Annotated in this window: 11 protein-coding genes; 7 read left to right on the plus strand and 4 right to left on the minus strand. The window is 66.5% G+C overall.

What is annotated here, in order from left to right; all coding sequences use genetic code 11:
* Window positions 1-85: 85 nt before the first annotated feature.
* A complete protein-coding gene (gene gabT / locus ACFC25_RS01365) occupies window positions 86-1,456 on the minus strand; it encodes a 4-aminobutyrate--2-oxoglutarate transaminase (RefSeq protein WP_337346263.1) in 1,371 nt (456 codons plus the stop codon).
* 70 nt (window positions 1,457-1,526) lie between these two features.
* Window positions 1,527-2,957 carry a gamma-aminobutyraldehyde dehydrogenase gene (locus ACFC25_RS01370; protein ID WP_376043432.1) on the minus strand — a complete coding sequence of 477 codons (1,431 nt, stop codon included), beginning with the start codon at window positions 2,955-2,957 and terminating at the stop codon, window positions 1,527-1,529.
* A gap of 157 nt (window positions 2,958-3,114) precedes the next feature.
* Here ACFC25_RS01370 and ACFC25_RS01375 point away from each other — a divergent pair, with 157 nt between their 5' ends.
* Entirely contained in the window at window positions 3,115-4,551 is a 1,437-nt protein-coding gene (locus ACFC25_RS01375; RefSeq protein ID WP_337346261.1) for a PucR family transcriptional regulator ligand-binding domain-containing protein, read from the plus strand.
* Between the two features lie 81 nt (window positions 4,552-4,632).
* On the opposite strand, the gene ACFC25_RS01380 is transcribed toward ACFC25_RS01375, so the two are convergent.
* Complete coding sequence (locus ACFC25_RS01380) at window positions 4,633-6,213, minus strand: CHAD domain-containing protein (RefSeq protein WP_376043435.1); 1,581 nt, start codon at window positions 6,211-6,213, stop codon at window positions 4,633-4,635.
* Window positions 6,214-6,363: 150 nt separating this feature from the next.
* On the opposite strand from ACFC25_RS01380, the gene ACFC25_RS01385 reads away from it, so the two are divergent.
* The 3 genes from ACFC25_RS01385 to ACFC25_RS01395 all read left to right on the plus strand — a co-directional run bounded on the left by ACFC25_RS01385 (window position 6,364) and on the right by ACFC25_RS01395 (window position 9,610).
* The gene (locus tag ACFC25_RS01385) at window positions 6,364-7,584 is read left to right on the plus strand and encodes an MFS transporter (RefSeq protein WP_376043438.1); all 1,221 of its coding nucleotides are present in this window, start codon (window positions 6,364-6,366) and stop codon (window positions 7,582-7,584) included.
* 6 nt (window positions 7,585-7,590) lie between these two features.
* Entirely contained in the window at window positions 7,591-8,271 is a 681-nt protein-coding gene (locus ACFC25_RS01390; RefSeq protein ID WP_337346258.1) for a FadR/GntR family transcriptional regulator, read from the plus strand.
* Between the two features lie 127 nt (window positions 8,272-8,398).
* Entirely contained in the window at window positions 8,399-9,610 is a 1,212-nt protein-coding gene (locus tag ACFC25_RS01395) for an AI-2E family transporter (RefSeq protein ID WP_376043442.1), read from the plus strand.
* Window positions 9,611-9,696: 86 nt separating this feature from the next.
* Here ACFC25_RS01395 and ACFC25_RS01400 read toward each other — a convergent pair whose 3' ends face one another.
* Window positions 9,697-10,233, minus strand: a complete 537-nt coding sequence (locus ACFC25_RS01400; protein WP_337351750.1) for a hypothetical protein — start codon at window positions 10,231-10,233, stop codon at window positions 9,697-9,699.
* A gap of 155 nt (window positions 10,234-10,388) precedes the next feature.
* Between ACFC25_RS01400 and ACFC25_RS01405 the strand changes: the two genes are divergently transcribed.
* From ACFC25_RS01405 to ACFC25_RS01415, 3 genes are read left to right on the plus strand one after another with little or no spacing between them, the layout of a single operon-like run.
* Window positions 10,389-10,679 carry a hypothetical protein gene (locus ACFC25_RS01405; RefSeq protein WP_337346256.1) on the plus strand — a complete coding sequence of 97 codons (291 nt, stop codon included), beginning with the start codon at window positions 10,389-10,391 and terminating at the stop codon, window positions 10,677-10,679.
* Between the two features lie 3 nt (window positions 10,680-10,682).
* The gene (locus ACFC25_RS01410) at window positions 10,683-11,510 is read left to right on the plus strand and encodes a DUF1206 domain-containing protein (protein WP_376043446.1); all 828 of its coding nucleotides are present in this window, start codon (window positions 10,683-10,685) and stop codon (window positions 11,508-11,510) included.
* Between the two features lie 21 nt (window positions 11,511-11,531).
* Complete coding sequence (locus ACFC25_RS01415) at window positions 11,532-11,972, plus strand: SRPBCC family protein (protein WP_376043449.1); 441 nt, start codon at window positions 11,532-11,534, stop codon at window positions 11,970-11,972.
* The last annotated feature ends 30 nt before the right edge of the window (window positions 11,973-12,002 follow it).

Below are 12,002 nucleotides of genomic sequence, written 5' to 3' on the forward strand. Positions count from 1 at the left end.
TGAAGCCCTGGAAACATCAGTTTCCAGGGCCTCACGTGCTTGTTCGCGCCGTTGCGAGGGGGCGCTAACTCTGTAGCGGTGCGTCCTAGGCGTTGGCCTTGATGGCGGCGGCCAGGACGTCCAGGCCATCGTTCAGCAGCTCGTCGGTGATGACCAGCGGAGGCAGCAGGCGGATGACGTTGCCGTACGTGCCGCAGGTGAGGATGATGACACCCTCCTTGAGGCAGGCAGCAGCCACGGCCTTGGTCAGCTCCGGGTTGGGTTCCTTGGAGCCGGCCTGGACCAGTTCGATGGCCAGCATGGCGCCGCGGCCGCGGATGTCCCCGATCACGGCGTTGCCGGCGCCGGCCAGCTCGGACTGGAGTGCCTGCAGGCGCCCGGTTGCGAGGGTCTCGATGTGGCGGGCCCGGCCGGCGAGGTTGTACTCCTCCATGGAGCCGATGGCAGCGAGTGCGGCGGCACAGGCCACCGGGTTACCGCCGTAGGTCCCGCCCAGGCCGCCGGGGTGGACGGCGTCGAGCAGGTCGGCGCGGCCGGTGATGGCGGACAGCGGCATGCCGCCGGCAATGCCCTTGGCCATGGTCATGATGTCCGGGACAACGCCCTCGTGGTTAACGGCGAACCATTCGCCGGTGCGGCAGAAGCCGGACTGGACCTCGTCGGCGATGAAGACGATGCCCTTCTCCTTGGCCCAGTCGGCCAGCGCCGGCAGGAAGCCGTCCGCCGGAACGATGAAGCCGCCTTCGCCCTGGATGGGCTCGATGATGATGGCGGCCACCTGGTCGCCGCCGATCTGCTTCTCGATCATGGTGATGGCACGCTTGGCAGCCTCGGCACCGGTGATCGAGGGGTTTTCCTCGCGGTACGGGTAGCTCATGGGCATGCGGTAGACCTCGGGCGCGAACGGGCCGAAGTTGGTTTTGTACGGCATGGCCTTGGCCGTCAGCGCCATGGTCAGGTTGGTGCGGCCGTGGTAGGCGTGGTCAAAGGCGACGACGGCGTCACGCCCGGTCGCGAGGCGGGCCACCTTGACGGCGTTCTCCACTGCCTCGGCACCGGAGTTGAACAGCACGGTGCGCTTCTCGTGCTCGCCCGGGGTCAGGCGGTTGAGCTGCTCGGCGAGGGCAACGTAGCTTTCGTACGGGGTGACCATGAAGCACGTGTGGGTGAAGTGCTCCACGGCTTCCTTCACGGCACCGACGACGGCGGGATCGGACGCGCCGACGCTCGTCACCGCGATGCCCGAGCCGAGGTCGATGAAGGAGTTGCCGTCGACGTCGTGGATGATGCCGCCGTCGGCGTCCGCAACGTAGACGGGAACGCTGGAGGCAACTCCGGCGGCGACCACTGCCTTGCGGCGTTCAGTCAGGGCCACGGACTTGGGACCCGGGAAGTCCGCCTGGACGCGGCGCTTCTGCTCCAGGCGGAAGGTGATTTCACTTGCGGTGGTGGTCATGGCGAAGCCTTTCTTCAAAGCTGGGGTGAGGCGAAAAGGTTGGGTGGCCAGTGGGGACTAGGCGGCTGGGTTATGCATCAAGCGCACTCATCACATGCTTGATGCGCGTGTAGTCCTCAACGCCGTACATGGAAAGGTCCTTGCCGTAGCCGGACTGTTTGAAGCCGCCGTGCGGCATCTCGGCGGTCAGGAGGATGTGGGTGTTGATCCACACTGCACCGAAGTCCAGGTCGCGGCTCAGGCGCATGGCCGTGCCATGGTCGGACGTCCAGACGCTGGAGGCCAGGGCGTAGTCGACGTCGTTCGCCAGCTCCACCGCTTCTTCCTCGGTGCCGAACTTCTGCACCGTGATGACCGGGCCGAACGTTTCCTTCTGGACGATGTCGTCCGTCTGCTTCGCGCCGGTGACGATGGTGGGTTCGAAGAAGAAACCCTTCTCCCCCGCACGGTGGCCGCCGGTGACAATTTTGCAGTTCTCCGGGAGGTGCTCCACCACGGACGTGACGGCCTTGAAGTGGTTCACGTTGTTCAGCGGGCCGAAGTAGTTCTCTTCATCGTTCTGCGAGCCCGTGTGCAGGGTCTTGGTGTGTTCCACCATGGCCGCCACGACGTCGTCGTGGACTGAGTCCTCCACCAGCACGCGGGTGATGGCGGTGCAGTCCTGGCCGGCGTTGAAGAAGGCGAATTCCGCGATGGCCGCCGCGCTCTTCTTGATGTCGGCGTCCTTGAAAACGATGGCCGGGGCCTTGCCGCCGAGCTCCAGGTGGGCGCGCTTGAGGCCCTTCGCAGCGCCGGATGCCACGGCGATGCCGGCGCGGACCGAGCCCGTGATGGAGACCAGCCCGGGGACTTTGTGGTCCACCATCATCGCGCCGGTTTCGCCGGTTCCGAGCACCACGTTCAGCACGCCGGCTGGGAGGATGTCCCCTGCCAGGCGGGCCAGCACGAGGGTGGATTCCGGCGTGGTGTCCGAAGGCTTGAGGACCACGGTGTTGCCGGCGGCCAGGGCGGGGCCGATCTTCCAGATGGCCATCAGGAAGGGGTAGTTCCAGGGCGCGACCTGTGCCACGACGCCGATGGGCTCGCGGCGCACGTAGGACGTGTGGCCTTCGAAGTACTCGCCGGCGGACTTGCCTTCAAGGATGCGGGCGGCGCCGGCGAAGAACCGGAGCTGGTCGGCGCCGGCGGCGATTTCCTCGGAGGCGATGAGTGAGCGGACCTGGCCGGTGTTGCGATGCTGCGCTTCGACGAGTTCGTCGCTGTTGGCTTCGATGGCGTCGGCGAGCTTGAGCAGCATGAGCTGGCGCTGGCCGGGGGTGACGTGCTTCCAGTTCTTGAACGCATCCTTGGCGGCTGTCATGGCCGCATCAACGTCCGCCTGGATGGAGACGGGCGACTGCGCCACGACCTCGCCGTTGGTGGGATTGACGATGTCCAGCAGGCTGGTGCCGGCGGGCGTGACGAACTCACCGTTGATGAAGTTCTGCAAGGTTTGAACCACGGTGTGCAACCTCTTTCATAGGAATCATCAGCTGCGAAGCGGATGGATGCGACTGCTTTGAGCCTATGCCAGCGCCCTTAGCCAGGGAATAGCCACCTGCACACCCTTGGGGGAAATGTTTAGTGCGGTTGACCAGCGTCCGGTTATCCTTGGAACCATGGCTATTTCCCTCGCTGCTCTCCTTGGCGTGAGCTCCCTGAACCTGTCCAAGGCAGGCCTCGCCGAGACCACCTGGCACCAGGACATCAACTGGGTAGCCGTGACCGAACTTGAGGATCCGCAGCGGTTCATCAACGGCGGTGAACTGGTGCTCACCACAGGGCTGCGCCTGAAGTCAGCGCCGGAGCAGCGCAGGTTTGTCCGGCAGGTCCAGCGCGCCGGGGCAGTGGGGATCGGATTCGGTATCGGCCTCTCGCACGACGTCGTCCCGCCAGCGATGATTGCCGAGGCAAACCGCTGGGGCCTGCCGATGGTGGAAGTCCCCTATGAGACCCCGTTCATTGCCATCGGCAAGCTCGTCGCGGATGCCCAGTCCGCGGACCACTACTCCAAACTGGAGCGGCTGATCGCCGGGCACCAGGTCCTGGCCCGTGCGCTCCTGACCGGCGGCGGCCTGGCGGAGCTCCTGAAGCACCTGGGCAGCATGCTCCGGACCGACATCGCACTCACCCAGTTCACGGCGCAGCTCTACAACAGCAGCAAGGAGCACCCCTCCGCGGACACGTGGGCCTCCTACCCGATCCCTACCGGCCGGCGCGATGCCTGCACGCTGTGGGTACGCCAGCCGTTCGAGGACTCAGGCATCATCGGTTACGCCCAGAACCTGATCAGCGTGGAGCTGAACAACATGGTCAAGCAGCGCCAGGCCCAACGCGCACTGTGCGGCCAGGTACTGGAGGACGTCATCCACGGCGCCCTCGAAACCAGCGAGGCCCAGCGCCGTCTTGCCGGCGTGGGGCTGAACAGCACGCGCAAGAACGTGGTGCTCCTGGCTGTCTCCGCCGCCCACCACAAGGCCTTGGTGAGCACCTCGGTGCCGCAGCCCCTGGAGAACGCGGTGGCCGCCGTCGTCGGGAAGGACCTGGCAGTGGTGATTAACGACGACGGCGGCGCGGCACCTGCGCTGGCCCGCAAACTCAGCGATCACCTGGCTGAGGCGGGCATCCATGCGACGATCGGCATCGGCGGCGCGTACACCAAGCCCAACGGCCTGCGCTGGAGCTACTTTGAGGCCCGCGACGCGGCCAGCCACGGCCTGCCGGTGAACGAGCCCGAACGCCTCAGCCTGACCTCGCTGCTGCTGGCCAGCGAGGACGTCCCGCTGGCGGACATGGCCAACGAATCCCTCAATCCGCTGCGGGCCTTCGACTCCGCCCACGGCGCGGAACTGATGACCACGCTGGAGAGCTACCTCAGCAACAACGGTTCGGTGGCCGCCGTCGCCGAGGCCCTGACCCTGCACCGGAACACCGTGCGCTACCGCTTGGCCCAGATCACCGAGCTGACCGGCTACGATCCCTCAGTCACGGCGGACCGGGTACAGCTGTGGCTTGCCCTGGCGGTGGCCCGGCTCGGGGGCCGGCAAGGCAAGTAGCCCCCGTCCCCCGCCCAACTAGGTAGCAGCAGATGCTGTTATGAGGGCTCATAACGACATCTGCTGCTACCTGGTTGGGGCCTAGAGCACTCCCGCCTTGAGCCGCTTCTTGGATTTCTTGCGCACCTTCAGGTACTTCTTCTCGGCGGCGGCGGCGAGCTGTACCTGCCGGGTCTTGAGCGTGACGTACGCAGACGCGACCGGTTCCGGCACGCCGGACGCGGCGGCGCACCCAGCCAGGAGGTCCCGGGCGATGACGCTGTCGTGGAAATCGCCGAGTGCCTGCTGCTGCTGGTGCGCGGCCTTGGCGACCTTAGCCGCGCGCTTGCCATAGACCGGGCCCGCCGATTCCGCCACATGCCGCAGTTTCTTGGCATTCTTGCGGACCTGGTGCAGAGCGGTCTCATGTGGGGCACCGCGGCGCGCGTTCTTCGCGCCGCGGTGCGACCGGCGCAAGCGTTTGGCGGCCTTATTGACCGCCTTGCCCGAAATCCTGCGTCCTGAAGAGGCACTTTCCGGACGGACCGGGGGGTGGTCGCGGAAGCTTTCGAGATCGTCAAGGAGCCTGTAGTAACGCTCGGAAAGGAGGGCCTTCTGGAGCTTCCGATAGCCGGTGTCCAAGGTATCGCCCAGTTCCTTCTCGAGCCAGCCCTTCCCTGCGGCCGCGGCATCCTCTGGCGGAAGGTCGCCGATGTGCCCGCGGAGCCTGTCCAACATGACCTGGGCGTCGCGCGGTTCCCCGAGGAGCCTGCCGAGCAGTCTGAGTTCATCCCGCAGCCGCCGGACTGTCACGGCGTCGTAGAGCCGGCGGTAAGCCGAGAGCGCCGAGCGTGCCCGGCGGGCGGCTGAGCGCATGTCGTGCACCGCTTCGGGCTCCTCCAGCCGGACACCCGCATCGTGCACCAGGATTTCCCGGATCTGCGCGGCAAGGTAGGCCGTCACGACGGCGGTGGCAGGCGATTTCTTACCCGGCACCGGAACGGCGGGAACCGCTGTGTCAGTGGGATCCTGGCCCGGCGCGCCGGCGAGCGCCCGCGCGAGCTTGGACGCGTGTTCCGAGGGCTTCGCTCCTGCATCGGCCAGGACCGCCGCCGCTGCAGGGAAGAGGTCGGGGCTGCCGTGCACGAGCTCAAGTTCCCATTCACGCCACTGCTGCGTACTGCCCGGCCCGTCCTCCGCACCAAGCAACGCGGCGCTGACCCGGTCATCGAGGAGGTCCGCGAGGTGCGTGCCGTCCTCGCCATACAGCGGGTGCGTGGTCCGCTCGGTTTCCAACCTGACCACAGGTGCCACAGTGTCACCGCGCAGGTAGGCGCGCAGGTGCGCCATCAGCCTGTCAGGCACGACGTCGGGCTGGCCCAGCGGCTCATGAAGCTCGCGCCGCTGCTGGGGTGCTGAATCAGGATCGGTCGCCGGCGCTTCCGGGGCGGCTTCGGGCGGAAGCTTCAAGTGCCAGCCGGCATCGGCACCGCCGGTCCGCCGCCGCAAGGTCATCCGCCGGGAAGCCAGGGTATGCCGGCCCGTGTCAAAGTACACTGCATCCAGGGTTGCCGTGCGCGGCTCCCCCACGCGCGCCACCCCCGGCACATCGGTGAGCGAAGGTACCTCGGCCGACGCGCCGACGTCGTACTTCTTTTCGATCTCGACTCCCTCGGAAACCACTGCAGGCCGTCCTTCCGCATCAGTGCGGCGCCTCCGGAGCAGGTTGCCCGGATATGCCGTGGCCACGAGTCTATTGCCCCGAAGTTAACGGCGGGGAGAGATTCACCACAAAACCGTAGACATCAAACGTCTAACGTCTAACCTTAGAAGATGCCCATCGCCGCCCCTGCCCCCTCAGCACTGGAAGCTTCACCACCCAAACCGCGCACCGCCGTCGCATTCGGTGTCATCGCGCTGGTGCTGATTGGCCTGAACCTCCGAGCCGGGATCACCGGGGCGTCGGCGCTGCTGCACGATCTGCAGCTGGTGCTCGGCTACGGGCCGCTGGTGGCGTCGATCATTCCGTCCATTCCCACGCTGTGTTTCGCGGTGGCGGGCGCGGGCACGTCCTGGCTCACGGGGCGGCTGGGCGTGGAGAAGGCCATCCTGCTGGCGCTGGCCATGCTGGCCGGCGGCTTGATGGTCCGGGGCATTCCGGCCACGGGCGCACTGGTGGCCGGCACGGTCCTGGGCATGTCCGGGCTGGCCGTCTGCAACGTTGCCATGCCGTCCTTCATCCGCGAGCACTTCGCCCACCGTACGTCGCTCATGACCGCCCTGTATACGGTGACCATGACCACCGGGGCCACTGTGACCGCCGTCGCCGTGGTCCCTCTCGCCCAGGCACTCGGCTCGCCTTCGGCCGCCGTCGGAGCGATCGGCATCATGGCCATGGCGGCGTTCCTGGGCTTCCTGCCCGTGGCCCTGCACGCGCACCGCAACAGCACGCGCACCAAGGCTGGCCCCATCTCGCCGTGGCCGCTGCTGCGCACCCGCAAGGGGCTGCTCCTCACCGCGATCTTCACCCTCCAGGCCCTGCTCGCGTACGCCCTGCTGAGCTGGTTCCCGTACATGCTCACCACCATGGGGCTCAGCGCCTCCGCGAGCGGCCTGATGTACGGTCTGATGCAGCTGGTGTCCGTGCCCGCCGGGATGGTCCTGATTGCCATCGGCTCCCGGCCCCGGATGCTCCGCCCGGCGTTCTACCTGGCCAGCGTCACCATGGCCGTCGGCATGGCGCTGCTGCTATTCCTGCCCGTCACGCTCGCCGTGGTCCCTGCCGTCCTGCTGGGCTTCGGTTTGGGAATATTCCCGCTGGTGATGGTGATGATCAGCCGCAGCGGCGAGAGCACGGCGGAGACCACGGCGCTTTCCACCCTCGCCCAGTCCACTGGATACCTGCTGGCTACCGCAGGCCCCTTCGGCACAGGGCTGCTGCATAGTGCCACCGGCGGCTGGACGCTGCCGCTGGCCATCCTGCTGGGCCTCGCCCTGGTCCAGATCGTTGTTGCGCACCTGATCAGTGGCCGGCCAGCCGCTCAGAAGAAGTAGGACATCATGACCCTGAGCACCTCGCACCGCCAGCCGCTTGCCGACGAAATCACCGCCAAACTGCGGGCCATGATCCACTCCGGCGAATGGCCGCTCCAGCAGCGGATCCCGTCCGAACCCGAATTGATGGCCAAGCTGGGCGTCTCCCGCGGTACGCTCCGCGAAGCAATCAAGGCCCTGGCCCACAGCGGCATGCTGGAAGTCCGGCGTGGGGACGGCACCTACGTCCGCGCCACCAGCGAAATGTCCGGCGCGGCGCGGCGCATGTACCAGGATCACACCGAGGCACACATCCTTGAGGTGCGGGTGGGGTTGGACACCCAGGCTGCTCGCCTCGCCGCCCGGCATGCCACGGCCGACGACGTCTCCGCAATGCGCGCCCTGCTCGCCGAACGTGCTGAGGCCTGGCACGCGGCCGATTATGCGGCATGGGCCCGCGCCGACTGGGGTTTCCACGAACGTGTGGCCCAGGCTTCCGGTAATCCGCTGCTGCACGAGCTCTATGTCAGCTTCGGCCACGTTTTCCACGACGACCTCCTGAACCAGCAGCGCCGCGCCGGCTTTGACGGACTCCCCGATGAGGGCCACGGCGCCCTGGTGGACGCCATTGAGGCACGCGACGGGGAGGCGGCCGTGGCCAGCGTCAACCGGAACCTGAACTCCTGCGCGGAGTGGCTCGGGGCGTAGCCCGGCGGCACGGGGTTTCGTCGGGGTTTCGTCGGCGCCGAATCGGTCAGTAGGCTTACGATCCTAGGTAGTTATGCCTGCGTTGCGCCCCCGCACCCAGGCCCCCGCTTGACGATGAGGAGTTCCCATGGCGCGAGCACCACGCCTGACCGAACGCGGGCCGGGCAGTGAGAACCCGCAGCCGGCACCAACCGATGAAGCGGCCCGGCCGAAGCCCGCAGCCGCCAGCCGGGTGAAGGAATCCAAACCGGCCAGCGCCTTGTGGGCCGACTCACTGGGCAGGGTAGGCATCCGCTCCGCCCAGGTCCTGCTGATTCTGGCCGTCGCCGTGGTCTCGGTCTACGCCCTGATGCAGATTAAGCTCCTGGTGATTCCGGTCCTGATCGCGCTGATCCTGGCCGCAGCCATCGGCCCGTTCGTGAACATGCTTCGGCGCCGAGGCATACCGGGCGCTGCCGCAACGGGCATTGCCTTTGTTGCCCTCCTCATTTTGCTCGGCGGCGTCTCCACGGTGATCTATTTCTCGGTCCGTAGCCAATGGACAGAGCTGGCGCAGCAGGCCTCTTCAGGCCTGGACGAACTGGAGAACTTCCTGCGCAATGGCCCCGTGCCCATCGACCAGGAGCAGCTAAACCAGGCGCGTGAGGGGATCATTCAATTCGCTACGAGCAGCCAGGTCCGCTCAGGCGCCATCACCGGCCTGTCCGTGGTTACCGAGTTCATCACCGGGACCATCCTGATGGTGGTCATCCTGTTCTTCTTCCTCAAGGACGGCGCCAAGATCTGGAATTTCTTCCTCCAGCCGTTCAAGGGTGAGCGCGAAGCGAAACTCCGCCGCGTGGGAAGCCGCACCCTGGAGGTGCTGGGCGGTTATGTCCGTGGCACCGCCATCGTGGCCCTGGTGGATGCAGTAGCAATCGGGGCAGCGCTCCTCATCCTGCAGGTACCGCTGGCATTCCCGCTGGCCATCATCGTCTTTATGACCGCCTTCATTCCGCTGGTGGGGGCAACGGTGGCGGGCATCCTCGCGGCACTGGTTGCCCTCGTTGCCAACGGCCCCGTGGTGGCGCTGATCGTCGTCGCGGTGGTTGTGGCCGTCAACCAACTGGAGGGCGACTTCCTGCAGCCTGTTGTCATGGGCAAGTCTCTCCAGCTCCACGCCCTGGTGATCCTGATGGCACTGACCGCTGGCACCATCCTCGCGGGCATCGTGGGCGCGGTGCTGGCCGTCCCGCTGGCCGCTGTGGCCTGGGCCATCATCCAGGTGTGGACTGCGGAAGACCCTGACCTCCAGGACATGAACCCGGACCTCCCGCCGCCCAACAGCCAGCCCGTCTGACACCGGCATCAGGGCTTCCGCAGGGGAACGCCCGACGGCGGCCAGGCACCTGGGTGCCGGACCGCCGTCGTACTTCCCGGTGCCGTTTAGGAGCGGAGGCCGGCGAACACGTTCTTGGGCCGCTGCATCTCGCCGTGCTTCGCACCCAGGATGATGACCACTGCAGCGAAGGCCGGTATGGTCCACTGCAGCATCTTGAGCTGCTGCTGTGCCGACTTCAGCTCCTCGGACGCCTCCGGCGCGGGTTCCGTAGCGCCGCGCGCGCCCTCATCGGCGAGCTTGTCCACCTTCTTGCCAAGGAGGCCGGCATAGAGCGTTACTGCAGCGCCGGCGACTGTCACCGCCGTCTTAATCGCGGTGTCCCGGGCCACACCCTCCTGCTTGGCGATACGGCCCTTGTTCTCCCAGGCGATGGCGAGGTCGGCCACCAAGTGTGAAGCGAATGCTGCCGTCTGGATGGGCGCCCACTTCATCCAGCCGGAACTGGAGAGCCTTGTGCGTTCCGCCGGATCCTTGGCTTCCGCGGCTGCCCCGTTGAGCCCGATCGCTCCCATCAGCGAACCGCCGAACCATGCCGCAGCGCTCAGGTCGTGAACGGACCGGGCAACAAGATTTCCTGCCATGATGTGGTTTCCTAACGTCGAACTGGTTCCGAAATGCCGCGGGTGCGGTCTTTATTAACCGTGTCCAATAAAGGTCATGGTCAGGCTATGGTAAGCACACTTACTAATGTTACGAAACCCCGACTTCCAGCACTGTTACGCGTAATATCGTCGCCATGGACAACACTGGGACCTTATTTGGCTGGGCATTCGGGGACCCCGCCCGCCAAGATGACGAGTCGTACCTGGCAGGCCTGGAGAAGGAAGCGTTGGAAAACGCGACGGCGACAGCAAAAGCCAAAGGCGTAACGGTGGTTAAAGGCTCAGAAGTCTTCACGGCCCTCAGCGCCCATGACAGCCTGGTGGAGCTGGACCACGCTCCCGGCAAGCTCGTGGTCCGCTGCACCGTGCACGTGGAAGGCCCCGGTGCCGGGAAGATGCATGCCGAAGGGCCCATGAACGGCTGACTCATGGCAGACGGGGAATCCAGCATCAGCGAGGCGGCAGACGCCGTCGAGGAGGCGTCGGACACCAAGGCGCTGGACATCGTGGCGCGCTCCGGATTTGCCGTGATGGCACTGCTTCACATCATTGTTGGCGCCATTGCCATTGCCCTCGCTTTCGGCCAGGCGGGTCAGGCGGAGGCCACCGGCGCCATAGAGCAGTTGGCCGCAAACCCTTGGGGCCCCGCGGTACTGTGGGCCTGCGTCATTGCCTGCACCGGCCTGGCACTGTGGCAACTGAGTGAAGCAACGCTGCGGGCACGGCACCGGTCCGGCACGAAGCGGCTCGGGAAGCTGATCTCGTCAGGCTGCCTGACAATTGCCTACGGAAGCGTGGGCCTGAGCTTTGCTGGCTTTGCCATCGGCATGCGCGGGGACTCGGGAGACACCACCCGGGACTTCAGCACCGCACTCCTGAACGCCCCGCTCGGGCTGCCTGTGCTGGTGGCCGTAGGGCTGACCACCATGGGCGTGGGCGTCTATTTCGTGGTCAAGGGCCTGCGGCGCGGGTTCAAGAAGGAGCTTTTCCGGTTTGAAGGCACGCGCCGTGGCCGCCTGATCGACTCGCTGGGGGTTGCCGGCCACGTGGCCAAGGGCGTGGCGCTGAACCTGGCCGGGCTGCTGTTTGTCATCGCGGCCGGCAAACAGAGCCCCGAAGAATCCACCGGCCTGGACGGAAGCCTCAAGGCGCTCCGCGACCACCCGTTTGGCCCGTACCTGCTCGTCGCGATCGGGGCGGGCTTCATTTGCTATGGCATGTTCGCGCTGGTCCGGGCACGTTTCGGCCGGATGTAACCACCAATGGAGGAAAAACCCATGTCAACCGTGAGCCGCTTGTTCAACTCTCCTGCCGACGTCGTCTGGAAGGTGATCGCCGACGGCTGGCTGTACTCGGGCTGGGTAGTGGGCGCCTCCCGCATACGGGCCGTGGATGCGCACTGGCCCGAGGCCGGCGCCAGGCTCCACCACTCAGTGGGCGCCTGGCCGCTGGTGATCAACGACAGCACCCGCGTTGTCGCCGTCGAGCCCGGCCGCTCCCTGGAACTGGTGGCCCGCGGCTGGCCGCTGGGTGAAGCAAAAGTGATGATCACGCTGGAGGACCTGGGCACTCAGTGTCGAGTCTCCATCACCGAGGATGCCATCCGCGGACCTGGCAAGCTGGTTCCCAAGGTGCTGCGCGACCCGCTGATCGACGTTCGGAACCGCGAGACCCTCAGCCGGCTGGAACTGATGGCCGCCGGCGGGGCGGGGACCTAGCCCAGCCGGGTTAACGCAAAAGCGCGAACC

It is taken from the genome of Pseudarthrobacter sp. NPDC055928 (assembly GCF_042270935.1).
Lineage (GTDB): Bacteria > Actinomycetota > Actinomycetes > Actinomycetales > Micrococcaceae > Arthrobacter.